Origin of the sequence: Mycobacterium sp. 852002-51163_SCH5372311, assembly GCF_001667115.1 — a bacterium.
In the GTDB taxonomy this organism is placed as follows: domain Bacteria; phylum Actinomycetota; class Actinomycetes; order Mycobacteriales; family Mycobacteriaceae; genus Mycobacterium.
This window is the reverse complement of the sequence record NZ_LZIJ01000089.1, coordinates 33,229-58,792: the sequence shown is the minus strand read 5'-3', so window position 1 is coordinate 58,792 and position 25,564 is coordinate 33,229. Positions and strand designations below refer to the sequence as shown.

23 protein-coding genes and 1 pseudogene are annotated in these 25,564 nt (G+C 66.5%); 17 read left to right on the top strand and 7 right to left on the bottom strand.

All coding sequences use genetic code 11. From position 1 onward, the window contains the following. Positions 1-29: 29 nt before the first annotated feature. From A5791_RS11955 to A5791_RS11945, 3 genes are all read right to left on the bottom strand, one after another. On the bottom strand, positions 30-1,514 hold the full coding sequence (locus A5791_RS11955; protein WP_067236106.1) for an NAD(P)/FAD-dependent oxidoreductase: 1,485 nt from the start codon (positions 1,512-1,514) through the stop codon (positions 30-32). Between the two features lie 76 nt (positions 1,515-1,590). Beyond that, a complete protein-coding gene (locus tag A5791_RS11950) occupies positions 1,591-2,574 on the bottom strand; it encodes an alpha/beta hydrolase (RefSeq protein WP_067236101.1) in 984 nt (327 codons plus the stop codon). Positions 2,575-2,642: 68 nt separating this feature from the next. After that, on the bottom strand, positions 2,643-3,608 hold the full coding sequence (locus A5791_RS11945) for an alpha/beta hydrolase (protein ID WP_067236098.1): 966 nt from the start codon (positions 3,606-3,608) through the stop codon (positions 2,643-2,645). On the opposite strand from A5791_RS11945, the gene A5791_RS11940 reads away from it, so the two are divergent. Beyond that, the gene (locus A5791_RS11940) at positions 3,607-4,392 is read left to right on the top strand and encodes a lysoplasmalogenase (protein WP_067236096.1); all 786 of its coding nucleotides are present in this window, start codon (positions 3,607-3,609) and stop codon (positions 4,390-4,392) included. The two genes, A5791_RS11945 and A5791_RS11940, sit on opposite strands and share 2 nt — an antisense overlap. A 134-nt stretch (positions 4,393-4,526) precedes the next feature. Further along, positions 4,527-6,485, top strand: a complete 1,959-nt coding sequence (locus tag A5791_RS11935; protein WP_067236298.1) for a primosomal protein N' — start codon at positions 4,527-4,529, stop codon at positions 6,483-6,485. A gap of 108 nt (positions 6,486-6,593) precedes the next feature. Here the strand turns inward: A5791_RS11935 and A5791_RS11930 are convergent, their stop codons facing one another. Continuing rightward, on the bottom strand, positions 6,594-7,418 hold the full coding sequence (locus A5791_RS11930; protein WP_067236093.1) for a class I SAM-dependent methyltransferase: 825 nt from the start codon (positions 7,416-7,418) through the stop codon (positions 6,594-6,596). Positions 7,419-7,594: 176 nt separating this feature from the next. Here A5791_RS11930 and A5791_RS11925 point away from each other — a divergent pair, with 176 nt between their 5' ends. From A5791_RS11925 to ribD, 5 genes are all read left to right on the top strand, one after another. Continuing rightward, the gene (locus A5791_RS11925; RefSeq protein WP_067236091.1) at positions 7,595-8,077 is read left to right on the top strand and encodes a MarR family winged helix-turn-helix transcriptional regulator; all 483 of its coding nucleotides are present in this window, start codon (positions 7,595-7,597) and stop codon (positions 8,075-8,077) included. A 62-nt stretch (positions 8,078-8,139) separates the two neighbouring features. Next, on the top strand, positions 8,140-9,078 hold the full coding sequence (gene fmt, locus A5791_RS11920) for a methionyl-tRNA formyltransferase (protein ID WP_067236295.1): 939 nt from the start codon (positions 8,140-8,142) through the stop codon (positions 9,076-9,078). Continuing rightward, complete coding sequence (locus A5791_RS11915; protein WP_067236088.1) at positions 9,075-10,475, top strand: RsmB/NOP family class I SAM-dependent RNA methyltransferase; 1,401 nt, start codon at positions 9,075-9,077, stop codon at positions 10,473-10,475. The genes fmt and A5791_RS11915 overlap by 4 nt, the downstream gene beginning before the upstream one ends. Before the next feature lie 24 nt (positions 10,476-10,499). Beyond that, entirely contained in the window at positions 10,500-11,189 is a 690-nt protein-coding gene (rpe, locus tag A5791_RS11910; RefSeq protein ID WP_067236086.1) for a ribulose-phosphate 3-epimerase, read from the top strand. A gap of 18 nt (positions 11,190-11,207) precedes the next feature. Next, the gene (ribD, locus tag A5791_RS11905; RefSeq protein ID WP_067236083.1) at positions 11,208-12,233 is read left to right on the top strand and encodes a bifunctional diaminohydroxyphosphoribosylaminopyrimidine deaminase/5-amino-6-(5-phosphoribosylamino)uracil reductase RibD; all 1,026 of its coding nucleotides are present in this window, start codon (positions 11,208-11,210) and stop codon (positions 12,231-12,233) included. A 4-nt stretch (positions 12,234-12,237) separates the two neighbouring features. Here ribD and A5791_RS11900 read toward each other — a convergent pair whose 3' ends face one another. Beyond that, positions 12,238-13,794: an MFS transporter gene (locus A5791_RS11900; RefSeq protein ID WP_156661175.1), complete on the bottom strand. Its 1,557-nt coding sequence runs from the start codon at positions 13,792-13,794 to the stop codon at positions 12,238-12,240. Between the two features lie 5 nt (positions 13,795-13,799). After that, positions 13,800-14,570, bottom strand: coding sequence for an LppX_LprAFG lipoprotein (locus A5791_RS11895; RefSeq protein WP_082966879.1), 771 nt, complete (start codon positions 14,568-14,570; stop codon positions 13,800-13,802). Between the two features lie 252 nt (positions 14,571-14,822). On the opposite strand from A5791_RS11895, the gene A5791_RS11890 reads away from it, so the two are divergent. The 6 genes from A5791_RS11890 (at position 14,823) to A5791_RS11865 (ending at position 19,013) form a co-directional block, all read left to right on the top strand. Beyond that, a complete protein-coding gene (locus A5791_RS11890; RefSeq protein ID WP_067236079.1) occupies positions 14,823-15,458 on the top strand; it encodes a riboflavin synthase in 636 nt (211 codons plus the stop codon). A gap of 23 nt (positions 15,459-15,481) precedes the next feature. Further along, a complete protein-coding gene (locus A5791_RS11885) occupies positions 15,482-16,039 on the top strand; it encodes a hypothetical protein (RefSeq protein ID WP_156661173.1) in 558 nt (185 codons plus the stop codon). Positions 16,040-16,131: 92 nt separating this feature from the next. Then, entirely contained in the window at positions 16,132-17,409 is a 1,278-nt protein-coding gene (locus A5791_RS11880) for a bifunctional 3,4-dihydroxy-2-butanone-4-phosphate synthase/GTP cyclohydrolase II (protein WP_067236073.1), read from the top strand. Positions 17,410-17,419: 10 nt separating this feature from the next. Then, positions 17,420-17,902 (top strand): 6,7-dimethyl-8-ribityllumazine synthase, encoded by a 483-nt coding sequence (ribH, locus tag A5791_RS11875; RefSeq protein ID WP_067236069.1) that lies wholly within the window; start codon positions 17,420-17,422, stop codon positions 17,900-17,902. Then, entirely contained in the window at positions 17,899-18,363 is a 465-nt protein-coding gene (locus A5791_RS11870) for a PH domain-containing protein (RefSeq protein ID WP_067236066.1), read from the top strand. The genes ribH and A5791_RS11870 overlap by 4 nt, the downstream gene beginning before the upstream one ends. After that, positions 18,360-19,013: a hypothetical protein gene (locus A5791_RS11865; protein WP_067236063.1), complete on the top strand. Its 654-nt coding sequence runs from the start codon at positions 18,360-18,362 to the stop codon at positions 19,011-19,013. Before A5791_RS11870 ends, A5791_RS11865 begins: the two co-directional genes overlap by 4 nt. Positions 19,014-19,039: 26 nt before the next feature. Here the strand turns inward: A5791_RS11865 and zwf are convergent, their stop codons facing one another. Beyond that, positions 19,040-20,536 (bottom strand): glucose-6-phosphate dehydrogenase, encoded by a 1,497-nt coding sequence (gene zwf, locus A5791_RS11860; protein WP_067236060.1) that lies wholly within the window; start codon positions 20,534-20,536, stop codon positions 19,040-19,042. Between the two features lie 130 nt (positions 20,537-20,666). On the opposite strand from zwf, the gene uvrC reads away from it, so the two are divergent. From uvrC to whiA, 4 genes and pseudogenes are all read left to right on the top strand, one after another. After that, on the top strand, positions 20,667-22,610 hold the full coding sequence (gene uvrC / locus A5791_RS11855) for an excinuclease ABC subunit UvrC (protein WP_067236057.1): 1,944 nt from the start codon (positions 20,667-20,669) through the stop codon (positions 22,608-22,610). Then, positions 22,607-23,491, top strand: a complete 885-nt coding sequence (gene rapZ, locus A5791_RS11850; RefSeq protein ID WP_067236056.1) for an RNase adapter RapZ — start codon at positions 22,607-22,609, stop codon at positions 23,489-23,491. The genes uvrC and rapZ overlap by 4 nt, the downstream gene beginning before the upstream one ends. Next, positions 23,488-24,577 (top strand): annotated as a pseudogene (yvcK, locus tag A5791_RS11845) (uridine diphosphate-N-acetylglucosamine-binding protein YvcK). The gene rapZ and the pseudogene yvcK overlap by 4 nt, the downstream one beginning before the upstream one ends. Then, on the top strand, positions 24,574-25,551 hold the full coding sequence (gene whiA / locus A5791_RS11840; protein WP_067236052.1) for a DNA-binding protein WhiA: 978 nt from the start codon (positions 24,574-24,576) through the stop codon (positions 25,549-25,551). Before yvcK ends, whiA begins: the two are co-directional and overlap by 4 nt. Positions 25,552-25,564 lie beyond the last annotated feature (13 nt).

The window sequence follows — 25,564 nt, the reverse complement described above, 5'->3', positions numbered from 1 at the left end:
GATTCTGTGTCTGCTCGCGCTGACTCGCGCTACCCGGTGAACCGGTAGTCGTCCAGATCGAACCGCCGACTGCGCCAGTAAGCTTCCACCGTCGTGGCGGGTCGGAGCGGAACGTCACCGTTTTTGTCGAAGTAGTAGCTGTTGGCCAGCCGGCAACTGTCCTGCCAGAAGATCTGCCGGTGGCGTTTGCGCATCATCTCGGCGAAGTACCGGGCGTTGGCCTCCTCGGTCACCTCGATCCGGGTGGCGCCGCTGCGCCGCGCCCGCTTCAGGCAGCGCACGATGTGATGGGTCTGTGTCTCGATGAGCGCGAAATACGATGATCCGACGTAGCCGTACGGGCCGAAAACGGTGAACATGTTGGGAAATCCGGGGACGCTGACACCCTCGTAGGCCTGCAGCCGATGCTCATCCCAAAAGCGGCTCAAGGACCGGCCGCCGCTGCCCGTGACCGCATAGGTCGGGACGTTGTCGGTGTCCATGACCTTGAAGCCGGTCGCCAGTATCAGCACATCGATCTCGTGGTTTTCGCCGTCCGTCGTCGCCACCGCACCTGGCGTGATCTTGTCTATCGGCTGGGTGACCAGACGGACGTTGTCGCGATTGAACGTTGCCAGGTAGCCGTTGTGGAAGCCGGGCCGTTTACAGCCGACGGCGTATTGCGGCGTGAGTTGCTCGCGCACCGCCGGGTCCTCGACCTGCTGACGCAGGTAGCTGCGGCCCGCGTCGGCCATGCGCTTGGCCAGCGGAAACACCGTGAAGTACTGCGCCGAGATCGGGAAGGTCAATTCGACGAAAGCCTGGCTGAGGAGCCGTTGCACGAATTTGCCGCCGGGAATCCGCATCGCCCAGCGCGCCGCGGTCGGCAGCGGGACGTCGAACTTGGGAAAGCACCATATCGGGGTGCGCTGAAAGACGGTGAGGTGGGACACAATTGGTGCGATCTCCGGGATCACCTGCACGGCCGAAGCGCCGGTGCCGATGATCGCGACCCGCTTGCCGGTCAGATCCTGAGCGTGGTCCCAGCGCGCGGTGTGCATGGTGATGCCGTCGAAGGAGTCCACGCCGTCGATGTCGGGCAGATTGGGCACGGTGAGCACGCCGCTGGCGCTGATCACGAACCGCGCCGTGATTTCGCCGCCCGGGTCCGTTTGCAGCCGCCATATTCCGTGCTCGTCGTCGAATTCGGCAGCGAGAACCTTTGTGCCGAAACGGATTCGGGAGCGCAGCCCGTACTTTTCGACGCAGTGTTCGGCGTACGCCTGGAGTTCCCGGCCGGGCGCATAGGTCCTTGTCCAGTCCGGGCTCTGCTCGAAAGAGAACTGATAGGAGAACGACGGAATGTCAACGGCGATACCGGGGTAGGTGTTCCAGTACCAGGTGCCGCCGACTCCATCGCCGGCCTCGAGCATCAGGAAATCGTGAAACCCCGCCCGGTCGAGCTGGATCGCGGCCCCGATGCCGGAGAAGCCGGCGCCCACGATCAGCACGTGGTGGTCAGGCTGTGCAGTCATTCAGCTTCTCCTTCCGACGCCGCCAAGCTGTGGCCGTAGTGCCAGCGTAGCCACCATCGGGTCGCCATCAGCGTTGTCAGCCGTGCAGAGCTTTTTTCAAAGCCGCCACTCCGCGGTTGGCGGCCTCGGCTGCGGCCGGAACCACCAGCGCGAAGCTGACGTAGCCGTGTACCAGGTTGGGCTCGTTGCACAACTCCACGGGCACGCCGGCCGCCCTGAGCAACTCGGCATACTGCGCCCCGTCGTCACGCAGCGGGTCGTGTTCGGCGGTGCCGATGAAAGCCGGGGGCAGGCCGGACAAGTCAGCGGCGTTGGCCGGGGCCAGGGTGGCGGGCAACGTCGCGTGGTCGGTGATATCGACACCGGGGATGTACCACTGCATGAATGCGTCGATCACGTCGCGGTCCAGTATCGGTGCGTCGGCATTCTCGGCGAACGACGGCAATGTCAGGTCGGCTGTGGTCGACGGGTACCACAGCAATTGGAAAACCAGTGCCGGCCCGCCCTGATCAGCATTGTCGCGGGCCAATTGCGCCATGACCGCTGCGATGTTGGCGCCCGCGGAATCGCCGGCCACAGCGATTCGAGTGGGGTCACCGCCCAGTTCGGCGGCGTGCTCGCCGACCCAGCGCAGTGCGGCCCAGCTGTCGTCGATCCCGGCGGGGAAGGGGTGCTCGGGCGCCAGCCGGTAGTCGACGGACACCACGATCGCTTCCGCGCCGACCGAGTGTGTGCGTGCGACGGGGTCGTGGGTGTCCAGGTCGCCGATCGACCAGCCGCCGCCGTGGTACAGGACGACGACGGGCAGGCCCTGGCCGCCCGCCTCGGATGTGGCCGGAGGCCAGTAGATCCGGACAGGGATATCGGTCAGCTCGCCGTAGCCGATCGTCCGATTCTCGATCCGCAGCTGGGGAAGCATTTCCGGGGGTGCTTGCAGCTGTTTCATCCGGGCGCGTGCGACCTCGACGCCTTCGGCGGCATTGAACGTCAGCGGAACCGAATCGAGCAGCGCTTTGAACACCGGATCGATGGGTGGCCGGGCAGTGGTCGGGTCGGTCATCCGCCTACCGTACGCAACTGCTGATCTAGGTTGATTCGCGCCTGCTTCGCGCCTGCTCTGCCCGCGCGTCAGGCCTGTAACGCAGCCCGCAACGCGGCCAGTCCGCGTTCCATTGCGTCGGTGGCCGCCGGCACCACGCCGGCGTAGCCAAGGTAGCCGTGCACCATGGTCTCGGCGTTGTGCACCTCGACGGGAACGCCGGCGGCGGACAGCAGCTCGCCGTATCGGATGCCGTCGTCGCGAAGCGGGTCGTGGCCCGCTACGCCTATGTAGGCGCGCGGCAGGCCGCCCAGATTCTCCGCCCGGCCCGGCGCCATGCCTGCCGGCGGGTCGGACAAGTCGACTTCGCCTGCGTACCAACGAGAGAACGCGCCGATTGCGGCGGTGTCGAGGATCGGCGCGTGCGCATTCTCGGTGAAGGACGGCAGCGAAATGTCCCACAGCGTGGAGGGATACCACAACAGCTGGAACGCGACCGACGGACCTCCGCGATCCCGGGCAAGCTGCGCCACCGCCGCGGCGATGGTGCCGCCCGCCGAATCACCGGCGAGGGCGAGCCGGTTGGTGTCGGCACCGATTTCCGGGCCGTGCTCGGCAACCCATACCGTTGCGGCCCAAGCGTCTTCGACCGCGGCGGGGTACGGGTGCTCGGGAGCCAGCCGGTAGTCGACCGACACGACAATCGCCCCGGCGCCGACCGCATGCTGACGACATGTGCCGTCGTGTGTGTCCAAATCGCCCATGACGAAGCCGCCGCCGTGGAAGAACATCACCACCGGCGGCGCCGCGACAGGGGTGGAATCGCTTGGCGGCCAATAGATTCGAAGCCCAAGCGGGCCGCCCGGCCCCACAATGGTGCGGTCTTCCACCCGCAACTCGGGATGCAGAGCGCGGCGCTTCAGGTCGCGCAATCGCTGCCGGGCTGCCTCGATCCCATCTTCGGCTGATAGCCGGAACGGAACCTTATCCAGTACCTTCATCAGGATGGGGTCGATGTCAGGTTTCTCGTCGGCAGTGGTGTCCAAGTTGGGCATGGAGGAACCGTACGCACACCGCTTGGTGACCGGCGGTTGGGTGGTCGCCGGATGGGCCGGCATCGCCTACGGCGTATATCTGACCGTGATCGCGTTGAGCTCGCCTCCGGGCGCCGCGCTGACCGGCCAGTGGATCCTGCAACCGCCGTTCAAGGCTTCGATGGCAGCGTTGCTGACGCTGGCCGCCGTAGCGCACCCCGTCGTCCGCGAGCGACGGTGGCTAATGCCGGCGCTGCTGCTCTCGGCGGTCGGCGACTGGCTGCTGGCGGTTCCCTGGCTGGCGCAGTCGTTCGTTTTCGGGCTCGGCGCATTCCTGTTGGCGCACTTGTGTTTCCTGGGCGCACTGCTTCCGCTGGCGTGGCGCTCGGGCCCGTCGCGCGCTCGCCTTTCCGCCGCCGGGCTGATGGTCGTGCTGTGCGTCGCGCTATTGAGCTGGTTCTGGCCTCACTTGGGCGCGGAAAAGCTGACTCTCCCGGTGACGGTGTACATCGTCGTGTTGTGCACGATGGTGTGCACGGCCTTGCTGGCAAAGCTGCCGACGATGTGGACCGCGGTGGGGGCCGTGTGTTTCGCGGTGTCGGACGCGATGATCGCCATCGGCCGGTTCATCCTGGGCAACGAGCTGTTGGCGGTGCCGGTCTGGTGGTCGTACGCGGCGGCGTTGATCCTGATCACCGCCGGGTTCTTCTTCGGCAGAGAACCCCTCGACGGATCCGACGACGAAACCGAAGAAGCCGACGAAACCGGCGAAGCCGACGACGCTGTCGTCACCGCCGACGACTGAGTGTCGGTGGGCGCCGGTAACAAAGAACCATGTCGTCAAACCATGAATCTCGCTGCGCCGGGCGGTAACCGGTGACGCGCGGCGGCACAGCCCGCACACCCCTCCAGGTGGAGCCGATCGCGCGGGTGCTGCCGATGCTGTCCGTGCCACACCTGGACCGCGAGTTCGACTACCTGGTATCGGCCGAGCAGTCCGACGATGCGCAGCCCGGAGTGCGAGTGCGGGTGCGATTTCATGGGCGGCTGGTCGACGGGTTCCTGCTGGAGCGGCGCAACGACACCGACCACACCGGCAGCCTGGGCTGGCTCGACCGGGTCGTCTCGCCCGAACCGGTGCTCACCCCGGAGATTCGGCGGTTGGTCGACGCGGTCGCGGCGCGGTATGCCGGCACCCGGCCGGACGTGTTGCGACTGGCAGTGCCGGCCCGGCACGCCAGGGTGGAGCGCGAACCCATCGCGATCCCCGCTCGCCCGGAGATCGCGCCCGTCGACCCGTGCGGATGGGAGGTGTACGGCCGAGGCGGGCAGTTCCTGACCGCATTGGCCGAATCGCGCGCCGCGCGCGCCGTCTGGCAGGCGTTACCCGGCGACTCGTGGGCCGACCGGTTCGCCGAGGCCGCCGCCCAAACCGTGCGGACCGGTCGTTCGGTGCTGGCTGTCGTGCCCGACCAGCGCGATCTGGACGCACTGTGGCAGGCCGCGACGGCATGCGTCGACGAGCACAGTGTGGTGGCGCTGTCGGCGGGGCTGGGGCCGGCGGCCCGCTACCGGCGCTGGCTGGCCGCGCTGCGGGGCAGCGCAAGGCTGGTGATCGGTACCCGCAGTGCGGTGTTCGCGCCGCTGAATGACCTGGGCCTGGTCATGATATGGGCCGATGCCGACGACACGCTGGCCGAGCCGCGGGCGCCGTATCCGCATGCCCGGGAGGTGGCGATGCTGCGCGCGCATCAGGCGCGGTGCGCGGCGCTGATCGGCGGCTATGCGCGCACCGCCGAAGCGCATGCGCTGGTGCGCAGCGGCTGGGCCCACGACATCGTCGCGGCGCGGCCGGTGGTGCGTGCTCGCACTCCGCGGGTGGTCGCGCTGGACGACCGTGGCTACGCCGACGAACGCGACCCCGCGGCCCGCACCGCGCGAATCCCGTCTATCGCGCTGCGGGCCGCCCGTTCCGCGCTTGACGGTGGGGCACCGGTGCTGGTGCAGGTTCCACGCCGCGGGTATGTGCCGTCGCTGGCCTGCGGACGTTGCCGCACGATAGCGCGTTGCCGGCACTGCACGGGCCCACTGTCGTTGCAGGAGCGTGGTGCACCGGGCACAGCGTGCCGCTGGTGTGGGCGGGTGGAGCCGACGCTGAAATGCACGCGCTGCGGATCGGATTCGGTGCGCGCCGTCGTCGTCGGGGCGCGGCGCACTGCCGAGGAACTCGGCCGCGCATTCCCGGGTACGCCAGTCGTCACGTCGGCGGGGGAGGCCGTCGTTTCCGAGGTCCCTGCCCGGCCGGCGGTGGTGGTGGCCACCCCGGGGGCCGAACCCCGCGCATCAGGCGGATACGGGTCGGCGCTGCTGCTGGACACCTGGGCGTTGCTGGGCAGGCAGGACCTGCGCGCGGCCGAGGACGCGTTGTGGCGGTGGATGACCGCGGCGGCGCTGGTGCGGCCCCGCGGTGACGGCGGTGTGGTGACCGTGGTTGCCGACGCGTCCATCCCGACGGTGCAATCGCTGATCCGGTGGGATCCGGTCGGTCACGCTGAGGCCGAACTGGCCGCTCGCACCGAAGTCGGGCTGCCGCCGAGCGTGCATCTGGCCGCCCTGGACGGCTCTGCCGAAGCCGTTGCGGCGCTGCTGGATGCCATCCGATCGCCCGACCTGGAACGTCTCCAAGCCGACCTGCTCGGACCGGTGGACCTGCCGCCGGGATCACGCCGCCCAGCGGGCACGCCTACCGGCGCCGTCGTCACCAGAATGTTGGTTCGGGTACCGCGGGAGCGCGGGCTGGAGCTGGCAGCGGCACTGCGGCGTGCCGTCAGTGTGCTCAGCACCAGACAAACCCACGAGCCGGTCCGGGTACAGATCGACCCATTGCACGTCGGCTGACGTGAATCATCGACGAACGGGCGGACGGATAGGCGCCAATTAGATCTCGACGGAAGTCACGGCATTAGAAGATGTTCAAAACGACCCACGACGCTAGTGCAGGCCGGCTCATCGTTTCTTCGCGGTCAGCAGCAGATACTCCCACTCCATGACCCCGCCGACCAGGAACTCCTGCGCGAGTGCGATCAGCTCCGCATCCAGCGCGGCCGCCAGAACCGCATTCTCGCCGATGTTCGCGAACGCCTCGATCGTCGGGCCGTAGTGATTCCTGAAGTAGTAGTGCACGTCCTCGGCACTGTCAAAGCGGTTGACCGTCAACGTCTCTCGACGCATGCTGACGTCGTCGGCCCGATCGCCCAGCAGGCCACGGACGTAATCCTCGCGACCCCACAGCGCCGCCGGTGGGACGGCGGCCGTAAGGGTGGGGCGGTACGGCCGGATGGTGGCCAGCATCCGGCCGAAGAATCCCGTTGGTGTCCAACTGATTACGCCGATCGTGCCGCCGGGGCGGCATACCCGCACCAGTTCGTCGGCGGCACGCTGCTGATCCGGTGCGAACATCACGCCGATCGCCGAGATCACGGTGTCGAACTCGCCGTCGCCGAACGGCAGGGCCTGTGCGTCGGCGTTTTGCCAGTGCAGCGTCAGGCCCAGCTCTGTTGCCCTGCTTCGGGATCGGTCCAGCAGTTCCGGGGTGAGGTCGGTGGATACCACACTGGCGCCCGCCCGGGCTGCCGGAAGCGAGATATTGCCAGACCCGGCGGCGACGTCGAGCACCCGCTGACCGGGGCCAATCCCCGTCGCTGCAACCAGGATTGGGCCGAGCGGGGCCATGACCTCCTCGGCCATCAGGGCGTAGTCGCCCGATGCCCATACCGCACGGTGTGTGGCCGCAAGGTCCTGGTCCTCGCGAATAGGCGTGTCGATCGTCATGGGTAGCTCCTGGGGGTGCGAAGAATGGGGGCAACGTCGCCGTCGACGGTATCAGCAACAGTATACATAAGCAATAATGTACACCTACTACATTCGGGCTTTGCTAGACTCACCGCGCCATAGCTTTTACGGTGATGCGGAAACGAATAGACGGCTCGGGAAAAGGGGAACCCAGGATGCCGGCGGACAATGCTTTACCGGTCGACGACTCCCTGGACGCGATCACCGACGCGTTGCTGACCGCGTCTCGGTTGTTGGTGGCGATCTCTGCCCGCTCGATAGCTTTGGTGGACGAGAGCATCACCATCCCGCAATTCCGGACCCTGGTGATCCTGTCCAGCCAGGGTCCGATCAACCTCGCGACGCTGGCCGGGCTGTTAGGCGTCAAGCCGTCGGCTACCGGCCGCATGGTCGATCGGCTGGTCAGCGCCGGCCTCATCGATCGGATGCCGCACCCGACCTCGCGCCGCGAGCTGTTGGCCGCGCTGACGCCGCACGGACGCAAAATCGTCCGGCAGGTCACTGCGCACCGACGCGCCGAGATCGCCCGCATAGTCGAGCAAATGCCGCTTCAGGACCGCCACGGGCTGGTGCGTGCGCTCAACGCGTTCACCACCGCCGGCGGTGAACCGGCGGCGTACCTCGACGACGAAATGTAGAACTCCGCGGCGCCCCGCTGGCTCCGGCGTTTTCTGGCTCGGCTCTTTCTTAGACTGTGCCGGTGCGCCTCGTCTTCGCCGGCACCCCGGAAACCGCATTGCCTGCGCTGCGTCTGCTCGTCGACTCGCCGCGCCACGACGTGGTGGCGGTGCTGACTCGACCCGATGCCGCCTCCGGCAGGCGGGGCAGGCCAGAGCCGTCAGCTGTGGCTCGCGAGGCGCTGGATCGCGGTATTCCGGTGCTGCGACCGTCGCGGCCGAACTCGCCGGAGTTCGTCGGCGAGCTCTCGGAGGTGGCACCGGAGTGTTGCGCGGTAGTGGCCTACGGCGCGCTGCTCGGTGACGCGTTGCTGGCGGTGCCGCCACACGGCTGGATCAACCTGCACTTCTCGCTGCTGCCGGCGTGGCGCGGTGCGGCGCCGGTGCAGGCTGCGATCGCCGCGGGGGACACCATCACTGGAGCGACGACATTTCAGATCGAGCGAAGCCTGGACTCCGGGCCGGTTTACGGGGTGGTCACCGAGACGATCCGGCCCACCGACACGGCGGGCGATCTGCTTGCGCGGCTGGCGGATTCAGGTGCCGTGCTGCTGTCGACGACCCTGGACGGCATCGCCGACGGGACACTGACGCCGCGACCGCAACCGACCGACGGAGTCAGCGTGGCCCCGAAGATCACCGTCGAGCAGGCCCGGGTGCGCTGGGATCTGCCCGCGCCGGTCGTGGATCGCCGGATTCGCGCTGTGACACCGAATCCCGGGGCGTGGACACTCATCGGAGATCGGCGGGTAAAGCTCGGCCCGGTCCACTTCGACTCCGGCCCTGAGGCACCGGAATCCTTGCCGCCCGGGGCTATTCAGGTAGGACGCAAGAGCGTCTGGATCGGGACCGGCTCGGATCCGGTGCGGCTTGGCCAGATTCAGCCGCCCGGCAAGAAAGCCATGAACGCCGTCGATTGGGCCCGCGGCGCCCGGCTCGATCCCAACGCGCGGGCGTCATGACTCCCAAACGCCCGCAGCGCCGCCGGCCGCTGGACCCGGCACGTCGCGCAGCCTACGACGTGGTGCGGGCGGTCAGCGAACGCAGCGCCTACGCGAACCTGGCCTTGCCCGCGCTGCTCCGTCAACGCGGCATCAGCGGACGCGACGCCGCGTTCGCCACCGAGCTGACCTACGGCACCTGCCGCACCCTGGGTCTGCTCGATGCGGTGATCAGTGCGGCGGCCGGACGTCCGACGCAGGCGATCAACCCGGAGCTGCTCGACCTGCTCCGCCTCGGCACTTACCAACTGCTGCGCACCCGCGTCGGCGCGCACGCTGCGGTGTCCACCACCGTGGAACAGGCTGGAATCGAATTCGATTCGGCGCGAGCGGGTTTCGTGAACGCTGTACTGCGTACCATCGCCGGGCGCGACGAGCGGTCCTGGGTCGACGAGCTGGCTCCCGACCGGTCGCGGGATCCGATCGGTCACGCGGCGTTCGTGCATGCACACCCGCGCTGGATCGCCCAGGCCTTCGCCGACGCGTTGGGCGCGGCAGCCGGAGAACTCGACGCGTTACTGGCCAGCGACGACGAACGGCCTCAAGTGCATCTGGCGGCACGCCCGGGAGTGCTGACCGCCGCCGACTTGGCCGCTGAATCAGGCCCGGAGGGGCACGGCACCGTGGGACGTTATTCGCCGTATGCGGTGTACCTGCCGGGCGGCGATCCCGCGCAGCTGGAGGCGGTGCGCGACGGTAGGGCTTTGGTCCAGGACGAGGGCAGCCAACTGGTTGCCCGCGCGCTGACACTGGCGCCGGTCGACGACGACGCCGGACGCTGGCTGGACCTGTGCGCCGGTCCCGGCGGCAAGACCGCGCTGCTGGCCGCTTTGCTGCCGAGCCAGTGCGCCGGCCCGTTGGCACGGGTTATCGCCGTCGAGCCGTCGCCGCGTCGTGCAGAGCTGGTGGCCGAGAACACCCGCGGGCTGCCCGTCGAGGTGCTGCAGGTGGACGGGAGGCATAGCGATCTCGAGCCCGGTTTCGACCGAGTGCTCGTTGACGTGCCGTGCACCGGGTTGGGCGCATTGCGCCGGCGGCCCGAGGCGCGCTGGCGGCGTCAACCGGCCGACGTACCCGCATTGGCCAGGTTGCAACGTGAGCTGCTGGCGGCCGCAATCGAACTCACCCGGCCGGGCGGGGTGGTGCTCTATGCGACCTGTTCGCCACATCTGGCCGAAACCACCGGCGTCGTCGCCGACGCGCTGCGCCGTCATCCGGTGTGCGCCATGGACACTCGGCCGCTGTTCGAGCCGGTTCGCGAAGGTTTGGGTTGCGGCCCGCATGTGCAACTCTGGCCGCACCGCCACGGCACCGATGCCATGTTCGCCGCCGCGCTGCGCCGGTGTGCCCGGACCTAACCGGAAGTAAGTAGTGTGGCGCACATGTCTGCCGGCAACACGCGACCGCTGATAGCGCCGTCCATCCTGGCCGCCGATTTCGCCCGGCTCGCCGACGAGGCAGCAGCTGTTAACGGCGCCGACTGGTTGCATGTCGACGTGATGGATGCCCACTTCGTGCCGAACCTGACGATCGGCCTGCCGGTGGTGGAGAGCCTGTTGGCCGTCACCGACATCCCGATGGATTGCCATCTGATGATCGAGAACCCGGACCGGTGGGCGCCGCCGTACGCCGAAGCGGGCGCCTACAACGTCACCTTCCACGCCGAGGCAACCGATAATCCGGTCGCGGTGGCCCGGGACATCCGGGCTGCCGGCGCCAAGGCCGGGATCAGCGTCAAGCCGGGCACTCCGTTGGAGCCCTACCTGGATATCCTTCCGCACTTCGACACCTTGCTGATCATGTCGGTAGAGCCTGGCTTCGGCGGTCAGGACTTCATCCCCGACGTGCTGGGGAAGGTGCGCATCGTGCGCAAGATGGTCGATGCGGGCGAGCTGACAATCCTCGTCGAGATAGACGGCGGCATCAACGAGGACACCATCGAGCAGGCGGCCGAGGCCGGCGTCGACTGCTTTGTCGCCGGGTCGGCGGTATACGGCGCGGATGACCCCGAGGCCGCCGTCGAGGCTCTGCGGCGCCAGGCCGGTGCCGCCTCGCCACATCTGGGCGTCTGATCGGTCCCAGAGCAGGTCATGAGCAGCGTCGAAAAGGTCGACAGCATCGACGAGGCGATGCGCCTGGCGATCGAGCACTCCTGCCAGGTCAAGGGCACTACGTATCCCAATCCGCCGGTCGGGGCGGTGATCTTGGACCAGGACTGCCGGGTGGTGGGCGTCGGCGTCACCCAGCCGGCGGGCGGCGATCACGCCGAGGTCATCGCGCTGCGCCGGGCGGGGGGCCTGGCCGCCGGCGGCATCGCGGTGGTCACGCTCGAGCCGTGTAACCACTTCGGCAAGACTCCGCCGTGCGTGGACGCTTTGATCGAAGCGCGCGTCGAGGAGGTGATCTACGCGGTCGCCGACCCCCACGAGATCGCGGCAGGTGGGGCGCAACGGCTGGCGGCGGCGGGAGTGCGGGTGCGCTCCGGTGTGCTCGCCGATCAGGTGGCCAGCGGGCCGCTGCGAGAGTGGCTGCACAAGCAGCGGACCGGGCTCCCGCACGTGACCTGGAAGTATGCCACCAGCATCGACGGGCGCAGCGCCGCCGCCGACGGATCCAGCCAGTGGATCACCGGTGAGGCGGCCCGAGCCGACCTGCATCGGCGTCGCGCCGCTGCCGACGCGATTGTGGTGGGCACCGGCACCGTGCTGGCCGACGATCCGGCCTTGACGGCGCGGTTGCCGGACGGCTCGCTGGCCGAGCGGCAGCCGCTGCGCGTAGTTGTGGGTATGCGTGAAATACCTTCCGAGGCAAAGGTTCTCAACGACGATGCGCGCACTATGGTGATCCGGACCCACGATCCGCTGGAGGTGCTCAAGGCGCTTTCCGACCGTACCGATGTGCTGTTGGAGGGTGGGCCGACCCTCGCCGGTTCTTTCCTGCGGGCGGGGGCGATCGACCGCATTCTGGCTTATGTGGCGCCGATCCTGCTGGGTGGTCCCGTCGTCGCGGTCGACGACGTGGGGGTATCCAGCATCTCGCGTGCGTTGCGCTGGCAGTTCGACTGTGTCGAGCGTGTCGGATCGGACCTGATGCTCAGCCTGGTGTCGCGCGGCTGAACAATCAAGCCGTGGGGGCTGGGTCTGTTACGGGTTCCGCCTCGGCAACGTCGGGTTCTTCGGCGTGCTCTTTGCGGGCGCTGATCAGCAGACCCAATAGCGCACCGACGATACAAATGAGGACGGTGGCCGTGAAAATGTCGCCGTACATCTCTCCGAATGCCTGCGTGATCAGTGGCCGCTGCGCGAGCATCCGGGAAATCCCCTTGAGCTCTGGGGGTATGTGGGACAGCTTCTCCGCGAGGATCTGATTGAACCGGAAGAAACCCCAGGCGCTCAGCGCCGCCACACCGATCAGCATGCCGGTCATCCGGGCCACCACCACCGCCGCTGAGGCGATGCCGTGCTGCGCCGCGGGCACAACGCGCAGGGTGGCCGAAGAAAGGGGCCCGATGACCAGGCCCAGGCCCAGACCGGCAACCAGCAGGTCGGCGTGCACCCAGGGCACATCGAACAACCCGAAGATACTGTGATGGCGGTCCAGCAGGTCTTCCCGCCAGTAGTGAATCAGCCAGTAGCCGAAGGCAGCGATGAGCATCCCGACGAAGGTCACCGCGCGGTCGCCGATCTTGGTGGCGATCCAGCCGCCCAGCAGTGCCCCGATCGGCAGCGCGATGAGGAACCACAGCAGCAGTCCGGCCGCCTCGGTTTGGCTCTTGCCCAGCACGCCCTGCGCGAACAGTTCCACGTCGACCAGCGTCACCATCAGTGCCGCGCCCGCAGTGACGGATGTGCCCAGAGCGGACAGGAAAGGCCGGAAGTGCACGCCGGCCGGGTCGATCAATCGGGTGCGTGCGTAACGCTCCCAGACGAAGAACACCACCGCCGCGACGACCGCACCGATCACCAACGGCAACCCATAGCTCGGCAGCACATGTTTGCCGTCTGGGTTGGGGTTGTACAGCCCGATCACGGCCAGACCCAGCGTGATGGCCAACAGCAGCCCGCCGACCAGGTCGATCCGCTCCGGCTCGGCGCTGCGGTCGTGTGACGGCAGACTCAACTGGATCATCGCCATCGAGATCAAGGTCAGCGGGACGTTGATCCAGAACACGTAACGCCAGTCGTGGAAAAGCCAGACGATGAAGATCCCGTACAGGGGCCCCAGCACGCTGCCCAGTTCCTGGGCGGCGCCGATACCGCCGAGCACTCCGGCGCGGTTGCGCTGCGACCACAAATCGGCGCCCAGTGCCAGGGTGACCGGCAGCAACGCGCCGCTGGCCACGCCCTGGATGGTGCGGCCGGCGAGCAGCATGTGGAAGTCGCCGAAATGACCGGCCAAGGCTGTGACCACCGATCCGACCATGAACGTGGCCAGGCTGACCTGCAGCAGCATCTTGCGGCCGAACCGGTCGGAGGCGCGGCCCAGCAGCGGCATCGCGGCGATGTAACCCAGCAGGTACAGCGTGACGATCCAGGTGATCCGCTGCAGCTTGTTAATCGGGATGCCGACGTCCGTCATGATGTCGCGCATGATGGTCACGACGACATAGGTGTCCAGGGCGCCCAGCAGTACTGCGAGGCTGCCCGCGCTGATCGCGACTCGGCGTCCGGCCCGCATGCTGATCAGCTCTCCGGCTTGGTGACCTGGACCGGCTGGTTCCAGTTCGACAGGGCCATCTGGATCGAATTGCCCGAACCCTTGTCCACCTTCACCTGCGCCAACTGGTGGTCGCCGGTCTCCTGGATCCACACGGTAGTCGGCGTCGGCTGGGACACATTCAGAGGTGCCAGCTTGTTGAGGACATCCGCGCTGACTTTCCCACTGATCCGGATGGTGGTCTGCCCATTGATGGTGTCGCGACCCTCGGCCTTGGGGTCGGTGAGGTTTGCCAGCACGTTGGCGAGACCGGTGTCGGGGTTCAGGATCGACGACGGATCGTAATGGACGAGGTCGTCCACTTTCCCCATGTCGTCCCATTTGCCGGGGCTCAGCGCGGTGCTGTACAGCTCGCCGTCCAGGATCACGAAGTCGGCATCTATCTCACTGCTCCCGCCGAGCAAGATCTTGGCGTTGCCTTTCGCCGCGGTGGTGGGGGTGGTAGCGAGATCGCCGGTCAGTGCTTTGAGCGGCAGCCCCTGAATCTTGCCGTTCACCGTAAGGTCCAGGTGCGCGGTTTTGACGGTCTTGGTGACGTCTGCGGATTGCTTGACCAACGTCTTCGCGTCCGGGAGGGGTGCGCCGCTCTTCTTGGAATCGTGCTGGAGAAAGAAGATCACCACCGCAGCCGCCACCACAACGCCAACGATCAGCAGCACGCCCAAGCCCAGCAGTAGCCGTGTCCGGGACGGCCGGGCGACTGCATCCGGTTCCACGGCGGCTGGTGGGGGTTGCATGCCCATGTTTGCGGTGCCTGGTGCTGTGGGTGGATTGTCCTCAGTAGGTGGCGCCACGGGGTCTAACCCTTCACCATGCGGGACGCCCTTACCTTCATCTGGATTCGTCATGCGTTCCATCGCCTCGGACAATGACGCGACTGCGACCACAACCTATAAATCTGCATAGTCTGCCATCGTAGAGGGTGCTGCTGACGCGGCCAGTGAACCACTGGGGTGCCGGAGCGTCGCAACACTCATTAACCTGGTGCGATGTTCACCGGAATTGTCGAGGAACTCGGAGAGGTGACCGGCCGGGAGAGCCTGTCTGATGCCGCGCGATTGGTGGTCCGGGGTCCTGTGGTGACCGCAGACGCCGGCCACGGAGATTCGATCGCGGTCAACGGCGTCTGCCTCACCGTCGTGGAGGTGCTCCCGGACGGCCAGTTCAGTGCCGACGTGATGGCCGAGACGCTTCAGCGGTCCAACTTGGGTGAACTCGCGGTCGGCAGCCGGGTGAACCTGGAACGCGCCGCGGCCGTCAACAGCCGGCTGGGCGGACACATCGTGCAGGGGCACGTGGACGGCACCGGCGTAGTAATTGCCCGTACGCCGTCCGAGCACTGGGAGGTGGTGAGGATCGAAGTGCCCCCTTCGGTCGCCCGGTACATCGTGGAGAAGGGCTCGATCACTGTCGACGGGATTTCGCTGACCGTGTCAGGTCTGGGTTCAGAACCGCGAGACTGGTTCGAGGTCTCGCTGATCCCGACCACCCGCGAACTGACCACGCTGGGCACCGCGCCGGCCGGGACTCAGGTCAACCTCGAAGTCGACGTGATCGCCAAGTACGTGGAGCGGTTGCTGGGCGCGAGTGGGGGAAACGCTGCGAAAATAGCGGAAGCCCCGTGACAGGAGCGTGACAGGAGAAGGTCGTGAGCGTCTTCCGATATTCACCACACCGGTTACTAGCCCTGAATTCGGCGACGTTTCTCATGTCGACGACCCCGCCACCGGTGACCGATGTCTATCTGCTGCGTCGTAGCCCGATGTTGAGTGTGTTCTGGGGGCTGCCTTACGCCGGATTGCTGCATCGGGGGTCGCCGCCGATCGCGCGCCTAGAGCTCACCGATCAGACTTTGCGCTGCACCCTCGTCGACAAAAGCGGGTATGCCGGGTGGCTGGCGCGGCGAATTCAAGTACCGGACCTCAAGAAGCGACTGAAAAGCGGCCGTCCGGTGACAGTCTTCGAATACCCGCGCGACGGTTACGAGATCAGCTGGCCGGATACCAGCCTGGGCAATCTGTGTGAGATCCGCCAAGGGCAGGCCGAGCCTTGGGTCATTTCATTCACCCTGCCCGCGGACTACGAAGACTTCGACTTCGTCCGCTACTTCCACGTCTTCAGGGCCTTCCAAACGCGCGGTGTCCGCCAGCAATGGCGTCAGGCGCTGGATCCCGCGACTTTGCACGTGAACCGTCCCGTTGAATAAACCGTGGCAATAATGCCAGGGGTGCGGTGGTTCATACTGAATGCAACACTTGGGCACTCAGTACGCGCCCTTCCGACAGCAAGGTAGTAGCGATGACGAGGTTGGACTCCGTCGAACGGGCGGTTGCCGACATCGCGGCCGGCAAGGCCGTCGTCGTCATCGACGACGAGGATCGCGAGAACGAGGGCGACCTGATCTTCGCTGCGCAAATGGCGACACCGGAGATGGTGGCCTTCATGGTCCGTTACACCTCGGGCTATCTGTGTGTCCCGCTGGACGGGGCGATCTGCGACCGGCTGGGTCTGTTACCGATGTACGCGGTGAACCAGGACAAGCACGGCACCGCCTACACGGTTACCGTCGACGCCAAAAAGGGTGTGGGTACCGGAATTTCGGCCTCCGACCGGGCGACCACGATGCGGTTGCTGGCCGATCCCACTAGCGTCGCCGACGATTTCACCCGTCCCGGTCACGTTGTTCCGTTGCGCGCCAAGGACGGTGGTGTGTTACGTCGTCCCGGTCACACCGAGGCCGCCGTCGACTTGGCTCGCATGGCGGGGTTGCACCCGGCGGGAGCGATCTGCGAGATCGTCAGCCAGAAGGACGAGGGCTCGATGGCCCAGACCGACGAGCTGCGGGTGTTCGCCGACGAGCACGGTCTGGCGATGATCACCATTGCCGATTTGATCGAATGGCGGCGTAAACACGAAAAGCACATTGAGCGGATCGCCGAGGCCCGCATCCCGACGCGGCACGGCGAGTTTCGCGCTATCGGCTACAGCAGCATCTACGAGGATGTGGAGCACATCGCGCTGATCCGGGGCGAGATCGCCGGCCCGAACGCCGACGGCGACGACGTGCTGGTCCGGGTGCACTCCGAATGTCTGACCGGCGATGTGTTCGGTTCCCGCCGTTGCGATTGCGGACCACAGCTGGACGCCGCGATGGCGATGGTCGCGCGAGAGGGACGTGGCGTCGTGCTGTACATGCGCGGCCACGAGGGCCGCGGCATCGGCCTGATGCACAAGCTACAGGCCTACCAGCTGCAGGACGCCGGCGAAGACACGGTGGAGGCCAACCTCAAGCTCGGATTGCCGGCCGATGCAAGGGATTACGGGATTGGCGCGCAGATCCTGGTGGACCTGGGCGTACGCTCGATGCGGCTGCTGACCAACAACCCGGCCAAGCGAGTCGGCCTCGATGGCTACGGATTGCACATCATCGAGCGGGTACCGCTGCCGGTGCGGGCCAACGCCGAGAACATTCGGTATCTGATGACCAAACGCGACAAGATGGGCCACGACCTGGTCGGGCTGGACGACTTCCACGAATCCGTGCATCTGCCCGGTGAATTCGGCGGTGCTTTGTGAGTGATGCTCTGTGAGCGGTGGCGCCGGGGTGCCGGACGTACCGTTGCTGGACGCTGCGGGGGTGCGGCTCGCGATCGTTGCCAGCACCTGGCACAGCGAAATCTGCGATGCGCTGCTGGCCGGCGCACGCAAGGTGGCCACTGAGTCCGGGATCGACAACCCCACGGTGGTCCGCGTGCTGGGCGCGATCGAGATTCCGGTGGTAGCACAGGAACTCGCCCGCAGCCACGATGCGGTCGTCGCACTGGGTGTCGTAATTCGCGGTCAAACACCGCATTTCGACTATGTCTGCGATGCGGTGACGCAGGGCCTGACGCGGGTTTCGCTGGACGAGTCGACGCCGGTCGCCAACGGTGTACTGACCACAAACACCGAAGAGCAGGCGCTGGATCGGGCCGGGCTCCCGGACTCGGCTGAGGACAAGGGTGCCCAGGCGACGGCGGCGGCTTTGGCCACCGCGCTGACCTTGCGCGACCTGCGCGCTGAGCCGTGAACCCGCCGCCTCCCGCCGATTGGGATGTCGAGCTGCGTTCCCATCTGACACCGATATTCGCCTGTATCGCAGCGTTTCTGATCGCTTCGGCGCATATCGTCGTGGGCTTGCTGCTGAAGATCAAATCCAGTGGAGTGATCTTCCAGACCGCGGACCAGGTAGCGATGGCCGCGCTTGGACTAGTCATCGCCGGTGTGATACTGCTCTTCACGCGGCCGCGTCTGAGGGTGGGTCGTCCCGGGCTGTCGGTGCGTAATCTGTTCGGCGACAGGCTGGTCGACTGGTCGGACGTGGTCGGTGTGTCATTCCCCGCCGGAAGTCGCTGGGCGCGAATCGATTTGCCCGACGACGAATACATTCCGGTGATGGCGATCCAGGCCGTCGACAAGGAGCGTGCCGTGGCGGCCATGGACGCCGTGCGGTCGTTGCTGGCCCAATACCGGCCGGACCTGAAACGATGATTGTGCGCGGCCCATTGCGGACGGCAGTCACTTTGATCGTCATGCTGACATTGGGTGGGTGCACGACGCCGGTGTCCGGTAAAGCGGTTCGGGCTTCTGGGGAACCGCCGCCGCACACGATCGCGGCCCGAGACCTGTTGCTGCAGGACGGGGACACGACTCCGCTCGGGCCTGCGACGGCGGCGTCGGTGGGCACAAACTTTTTCACCAGCGCCCGCCCTGCAGAGTGCTCGGCGGCAATGCTTTTCGAAGGTTCGCCGCTTCGGCCGCCCGGGTCCAGGGATCATGCCGAATCGTCGTACAAGTTCGACAGCCAGGCGCTGTACGCCGAATCGATCGACGTCTACGACGGCGCATTGAATACCCACGATGTGGTGTGGAATGGCTTCAGCGCCGTGTCCAACTGCCGTGGCGACGCGACCGGCGTGTCCCCGTCGGGCGATTTCGGCCCGATGAGGCTGAGCTTCTTCGGCACGACGTCCGACGGCGTCCTGGTGTGGACCATGACCCGTCCGGATTGGACCTGTGAGTACGGGCTGGCCGTGATCCCGCGAGTGGTTCTGGTCATGTCGGCTTGCGATTCCAACGCAGGATTTCCGATGGCCGACTGGGCGGCGAAAAGACGGGACCAGCTAAACAGCAGAGCCTGAAGGCCGGCAGCCAGAGCAGGTGCCCTTCAGCGTTTCTCGCGCCATTCCCGTTCGAACGGCAACCGCCACGCGTTGGGCGCGATCAACTGATGAATTGCGTTGGGGCCCCACGTACCTGGCTGGTACATCTTGGCCGGCGGCGGGTCGTTGAGCAGTTGTTCTGAACGCTCCCACAACGATTCGATGCCCTCGGCAGTGTTGAACAATGTGTGATCGCCACGCATCGCATCCAGGATGAGCCGCTCATAAGCCTCGAGCACATCGACAACGCTGTCGATCTCCTGCGTAGCGAACTGCATGGACAATTTGTCGAGCTTCATACCGGGACCGGGCCGCTTGCCGTAGAAGGACAGCGAAACCTTCGAGTTGTCAGCGAGGTCGAACGTGAGGTGATCGGGGCCCTGCGTTCCAACGCCCGACCCGGGCGGGAACATGGTTCGGGGAGCCTCCTTGAACGCGATCGAGATGACCCGGATGCCCTCGGCCATCTTCTTGCCGGTGCGCAGATAGATCGGCACCCCGGCCCACCGCCAGTTGTCGATGCCGACCTTGAGCGCAATGAACGTCTCGGTGTCGGAATCCTTCGCCACGCCTTTCTCCTGGCGGTAACCGGCATACTGGCCCCGCACCACATTCGCGGTCTTGACCGGCAGCATCGACCGGAACACCTTGTTCTTTTCTTCGCTGATGGCACGCGGCTCAAGCGCCGTCGGTGGCTCCATCACCACGAACGCCATCACCTGGAACAGATGCGTTACCACCATGTCTTTGTAGGCGCCAGTGCTTTCGTAGAAGTTGGCGCGCTGGTCGAGGCCGAGTTCTTCGGGAATGTCGATTTGAATGTGATCGATGAAGTTGCGGTTCCAGATTGGCTCGAACAGGCCGTTGGCAAAGCGGAACGCCAAGATGTTCTGGGCTGCCTCCTTGCCGAGGAAGTGGTCGATACGGAAAATCTGGGATTCCTCGAATGTTTCGTGCAGGAAGTCGTTGAGCGACACCGCGCTATCCAGGTCGGTGCCGAATGGCTTCTCCATAACCACCCGGGAACGCTCCACGAGCTTGGCGTCGCGCAGTGTGGTGATGACGTCGCGTGCCGCTTTGGGAGGAACCGATAGGTAATGCAGTCGCCGCACGTCGCCCCCCAATTTGTCCTCGGCTTGAGCGACCGCCTCGGCGAGTGCTTCGGGTCCGGCGTCCTGCGGGACGTAGGTGACAATCCGTGCGAAGTTGTCCCACTGTTCGGGCGTGAGCTTGTGCGTGCCGAACGAGTCGATGGCTTTTCTGGCGAGATCGCGGAACTCGTCGTCGTTGAAATCTTCGAGCGACGTCGCGACGATCTGGATGTCGGGCGCTAGCTCGGACTGGTCCAGATACGCCAGGCCGGGCAGCAGCTTGCGTTTAGCCAGGTCGCCCGTCGCGCCGAACAGCACGATGACGTGGGGATCGAGAGGCTCAGCGTCGTGGCGACGCGGGCGCGACCCTGGTGCCGGATAAGAGATTGTCTGCGGTTTCTTGGTAGCCACCCTCGCGATACTTCCACTTTTGGTGCCGCGAGCAGACGCAAAAGCACCTAATTCAGGCTCGAATGTGGTGCTTTTGCGTCTGCTCGGCACCGATGCCGCCACCCCTTAAGCGCCCGATAGCCTGGGATACGTGCCAGATCCCGCGACGTATCGCCCCCCGCCCGGGTCCATCCCGGTCGAGCCGGGCGTATACCGATTCCGGGACCCGCACGGCCGAGTCATCTACGTCGGCAAGGCCAAGAGTCTGCGCAGCCGGCTGACGTCTTACTTCGCCGACGTCGCCAGCCTGCACCCGCGGACCCGCCAGATGGTGACGAGCGCCGCCAAGGTCGAGTGGACGGTGGTCAACACCGAAGTCGAGGCGTTGCAGCTGGAATACAACTGGATCAAGGAGTTCGATCCACGCTTCAACGTCCGCTACCGGGACGACAAGTCCTATCCGGCGCTGGCCGTCACCCTCAACGAGGAGTTTCCGCGGTTGATGGTCTATCGCGGCCCGCGGCGCAAGGGCGTGCGCTACTTCGGGCCCTACTCACACGCCTGGGCGATCCGGGAAACGCTGGATCTGCTCACCCGGGTGTTTCCGGCCCGTACCTGTTCGGCCGGAGTGTTCAAGCGGCACAAGCAAATCGACCGTCCATGCCTGCTCGGCTACATCGACAAATGCTCGGCGCCGTGTATCGGCCGGGTCACTGCCGAGCAGCATCGCCAAATCGTCATGGATTTCTGCGATTTCCTGTCCGGCAAGACCGACCGTTTTGCCCGGAATCTCGAACAGCAGATGAATGCCGCTGCCGAGCAGCTCGATTTCGAACGGGCCGCGCGGCTGCGCGACGATTTGTCCGCGCTGAAGCGGGCCATGGAGAAACAGGCCGTGGTGCTCGGCGACGGCACCGACGCCGACGTGGTCGCCTTCGCCGACGATGAACTGGAAGCGGCGGTGCAAGTGTTCCACGTCCGCGGTGGCCGGGTTCGTGGCCAGCGCGGCTGGATCGTCGAAAAGCCCGGTGACCCGGGTGATTCGGGCGAGGAGCAACTCGTCGAGCAATTTCTCACCCAGTTCTACGGCGAGCAGGCCGAACTTGACGGCGCGGCCGACGAATCCGCCAACCCGGTGCCCCGCGAGGTGCTGGTGCCGTGCCTGCCGTCCAACGCCGAAGAGCTGGCCAGCTGGCTGTCCGGCCTGCGCGGCGGGCGTGTGGTCCTGAGAGTGCCCCGCCGTGGCGACAAGCGTGCGCTGGCCGAAACCGTACAGCGCAATGCGAAAGACGCTCTGCAACAACACAAGCTGAAGCGTGCTGGCGACTTCAACGCGAGATCTGCTGCGTTGCAGAACATTCAGGAAGCGCTGGGGTTGGCTGCTGCGCCACTGCGGATCGAGTGTGTCGACGTCAGTCACGTGCAGGGCACCGACGTGGTGGGGTCACTGGTGGTATTCGAAGACGGCCTGCCGCGCAAATCGGACTACCGCCACTTCGGCATCCGCGACGCCGCGGGGCAGGGACGCTCCGACGACGTCGCGTCCATCGCCGAGGTCACCCGACGCCGGTTCTGGCGCCACCTGCAGGACCAGAGCGATCCGAATCTGCTTTCCCCGGAAGGCAAATCACGTCGCTTCGCCTACCCGCCCAACCTGTTCGTCGTCGACGGCGGCGCCCCGCAGGTCAATGCGGCAAGTGGGGTGCTCGACGAGCTCGGTATCAGCGACGTCGCGGTTATAGGTTTGGCGAAGCGACTCGAAGAGGTGTGGGTGCCCTCGGAACCGGATCCGATCATCATGCCGCGCAACAGCGAGGGGCTGTATCTGTTGCAGCGGATCCGCGACGAGGCACACCGATTTGCCATCAATTACCATCGCAGCAAACGATCCAAGCGCATGACGGCATCGGTGCTGGACTCGGTGCCCGGGTTGGGAGAGCATCGTCGCAAAGCTCTGGTCACCCACTTCGGATCCATAGCCCGCCTCAAGGAGGCCACCGTCGACCAGATCACCGCCGTTCCGGGTATCGGCGTGGCCACTGCCACGGCCGTGCTCGAGGCGCTGCGGCCCGACTCCTCCGGAGCGCCGGAATGACCGTCGAGGATTCGCCGGCCGATATCGACGTCGTGCTGGTGACCGGGTTGTCCGGTGCCGGGCGCGGCACCGCGGCCAAAGTGCTCGAGGACCTCGGGTGGTACGTGGCCGACAATCTGCCGCCCCAGCTGATCACCCGGATGGTCGATTTCGGGCTGGCGGCCGGATCGCGGATCACCCAGCTGGCGGTGGTGATGGATGTGCGGTCCCGCGGATTCACCGGCGACCTGGATTCGGTGCGCACCGAATTGGCTACCCGCCACATCACCCCCCGCGTCGTGTTTCTGGAGGCATCAGACGACATGCTGGTCCGCCGCTACGAACAGAATCGCCGCAGTCATCCGTTGCAGGGCCAGCAGACCCTGGCCGAAGGAATTGCCGCCGAACGCAGGATGCTGGCCCAGGTCCGCGCCACCGCAGACCTGATCATCGACACGTCGACATTGTCCGTGCGCGGTTTACGGGAGAGCATCGAGCGCGCGTTCGGCGGCGACGCCGGAGCGACCACCAGCGTCACCGTCGAGTCGTTCGGCTTCAAATACGGCCTGCCGATGGATGCCGACATGGTGATGGATGTCCGGTTTCTCCCCAATCCGCACTGGGTCGACGAGTTGCGACCGCTCACCGGCCAACATCCTGCGGTCCGCGAATACGTGTTGGGCCAACCTGGCGCGGCCGACTTTCTCGACGCCTACCATCAGTTGCTGTCGTTGGTCGTCGAGGGCTACCGCCGAGAGGGGAAGCGCTATATGACGGTCGCCATCGGCTGCACCGGCGGTAAGCACCGCAGCGTCGCGATCGCCGAGGCATTGATGGGACTGCTGCGGTCCGATCCGCAACTGTCGGTGCGGGTGCTGCACCGGGATCTGGGTCGCGAATGACCTCACCCGTCAGCCCCGCGAACCAAAGCATCGTTGCCCTCGGTGGCGGACACGGCCTGTACGCAACATTGTCGGCCGCCCGCCGGCTGACGCCCTACGTCACCGCCATCGTGACGGTCGCGGACGACGGTGGCTCCTCGGGCCGGCTGCGCAGCGAACTAGAGGTGGTGCCACCCGGAGATCTGCGAATGGCGTTGGCGGCGTTGGCATCCGACAGTCCATACGGACGGCTGTGGGCTACTATCCTGCAACACCGGTTCGGCGGTAGTGGTGCCCTGGCCGGACATCCGATCGGCAACCTGCTGCTGGCCGGGCTCAACGAAATGCTTGCCGATCCGGTCGCCGCCCTCGACGAGCTCGGCCGCATCCTCGGCGTGAAGGGCAGGGTGCTGCCGATGTGCCCGATCGCGCTGCAGATCGAAGCCGACGTGTCGGGCCTGGAAGCCGACCCGCGAATGTTCCGGGTGATCCGCGGCCAGGTGGCGATCGCCACCACTCCGGGGAAGGTCCGGCGAGTCCGGTTGCTACCCGCCGACCCGCGGGCGACCCGGCAGGCCATCGACGCCATCATGGCCGCCGACCTGGTGGTGCTGGGACCCGGATCGTGGTTCACCAGCGTGATCCCGCACGTGCTGGTGCCTGGGCTGGCCGCGGCCCTGCGGGCCACCACGGCCCGACGGGCGCTGGTGCTCAACCTGGTGGCCGAACCGGGGGAGACCGCCGGCTTCTCGGTGGAGCGGCACCTGCACGTGCTGGCCCAGCATGCACCGTCCGGGTTCACCGTGCACGACATCATCATCGATGCCGAACGAGTGCCAAGTGAGCGGGAACGGGATCAGCTGCGCCGCACCGCAACACTGCTGCAAGCCGAGGTCCACTTCGTCGACGTGGCCAGACCTGGTACACCTTTACATGACCCGGGCAAGCTGGCGGCGGCTTTGGATGGGGTACGCGTGGGTGATGATGGCCCGGCGGCGCCTGCTGCGACGGCCACCGAAGAGATCTCGATCGACGGTGAACGTTCACAGAGTGGCGTGCATGGGCCGGGTCGACAACGGACCAAGGGGTGACGACGCGTGGCGATGACGACCGAAGTCAAGGAAGAGCTCAGCCGCCTGGTGGTGAAATCTGTCAGTGCACGGCGGGCAGAGGTCACGTCGCTGCTGAGGTTCGCCGGGGGATTGCACATCGTGGGCGGCCGGGTGGTCGTGGAGGCCGAGGTCGACCTGGGCGGCATCGCGCGCCGGCTGCGTAAGGACATCTTCGACTTGTACGGGTACAACGCCGTCGTGCATGTGTTGTCGGCCAGTGGGATTCGCAAGAGCACCCGTTACGTGCTGCGAGTCGCCAACGACGGGGAGGCGCTGGCCCGTCAGACCGGGCTGCTCGACATGCGGGGGCGCCCGGTGCGGGGCCTGCCCGCCCAGGTCGTCGGGGGCAGCGTCGGCGACGCCGAGGCCGCATGGCGGGGCGCCTTTCTGGCGCACGGCTCGCTGACCGAACCGGGACGTTCGTCGGCGCTGGAGGTCAGTTGTCCCGGTCCCGAGGCCGCGCTTGCTCTGGTAGGGGCGGCGCGGCGGCTGGGGGTCAGCGCCAAGGCCCGCGAGGTGCGCGGCGCCGACCGGGTGGTGATACGCGACGGCGAAGCGATCGGCACCTTGCTGACCCGGATGGGTGCCCAGGACACCCGGGTGATCTGGGAGGAGCGCCGGTTGCGTCGTGAGGTGCGTGCTACGGCCAACCGGCTCGCCAATTTCGACGACGCCAATCTGCGCCGCTCGGCTCGGGCGGCGGTGGCGGCGGCCGCCAGAGTGGAGCGGGCGCTGGAGATCCTCGGCGACACCGTGCCCGATCACCTGGCCTCGGCCGGCAAATTGCGCGTCGAGCACCGGCAGGCTTCCCTGGAGGAGCTGGGCCGGCTCGCGGACCCTCCGATGACGAAAGACGCTGTGGCGGGCCGCATTCGACGGCTTTTGTCGATGGCCGATCGCAAGGCGAAGGTCGACGGCATCCCCGACACCGAGTCGGCGGTGACGCCCGACCTGCTCGAGGACGCCTAGCGTCTGGGCTCGC

Bases quoted from the DNA above. Each gene is read 5' to 3' on its own strand.
- whiA (WP_067236052.1), top strand. From the start codon at position 24,574: ATGACGACCGAAGTCAAGGAAGAGCTCAGCCGCCTGGTGGTGAAATCT.
- A5791_RS11935 (WP_067236298.1), top strand. From the start codon at position 4,527: ATGCTGTCCGTGCCACACCTGGACCGCGAGTTCGACTACCTGGTATCG.
- A5791_RS11945 (WP_067236098.1), bottom strand. From the start codon at position 3,608: ATGCCCAACTTGGACACCACTGCCGACGAGAAACCTGACATCGACCCC.
- A5791_RS11880 (WP_067236073.1), top strand. From the start codon at position 16,132: ATGACGAGGTTGGACTCCGTCGAACGGGCGGTTGCCGACATCGCGGCC.
- A5791_RS11925 (WP_067236091.1), top strand. From the start codon at position 7,595: ATGCCGGCGGACAATGCTTTACCGGTCGACGACTCCCTGGACGCGATC.
- A5791_RS11930 (WP_067236093.1), bottom strand. From the start codon at position 7,418: ATGACGATCGACACGCCTATTCGCGAGGACCAGGACCTTGCGGCCACA.
- A5791_RS11865 (WP_067236063.1), top strand. From the start codon at position 18,360: ATGATTGTGCGCGGCCCATTGCGGACGGCAGTCACTTTGATCGTCATG.
- A5791_RS11895 (WP_082966879.1), bottom strand. From the start codon at position 14,570: ATGCAACCCCCACCAGCCGCCGTGGAACCGGATGCAGTCGCCCGGCCG.
- A5791_RS11955 (WP_067236106.1), bottom strand. From the start codon at position 1,514: ATGACTGCACAGCCTGACCACCACGTGCTGATCGTGGGCGCCGGCTTC.
- ribD (WP_067236083.1), top strand. From the start codon at position 11,208: ATGAGCAGCGTCGAAAAGGTCGACAGCATCGACGAGGCGATGCGCCTG.
- A5791_RS11915 (WP_067236088.1), top strand. From the start codon at position 9,075: ATGACTCCCAAACGCCCGCAGCGCCGCCGGCCGCTGGACCCGGCACGT.
- A5791_RS11900 (WP_156661175.1), bottom strand. From the start codon at position 13,794: ATGCGGGCCGGACGCCGAGTCGCGATCAGCGCGGGCAGCCTCGCAGTA.
- A5791_RS11890 (WP_067236079.1), top strand. From the start codon at position 14,823: ATGTTCACCGGAATTGTCGAGGAACTCGGAGAGGTGACCGGCCGGGAG.
- rpe (WP_067236086.1), top strand. From the start codon at position 10,500: ATGTCTGCCGGCAACACGCGACCGCTGATAGCGCCGTCCATCCTGGCC.
- A5791_RS11950 (WP_067236101.1), bottom strand. From the start codon at position 2,574: ATGACCGACCCGACCACTGCCCGGCCACCCATCGATCCGGTGTTCAAA.
- A5791_RS11940 (WP_067236096.1), top strand. From the start codon at position 3,607: ATGGAGGAACCGTACGCACACCGCTTGGTGACCGGCGGTTGGGTGGTC.
- rapZ (WP_067236056.1), top strand. From the start codon at position 22,607: ATGACCGTCGAGGATTCGCCGGCCGATATCGACGTCGTGCTGGTGACC.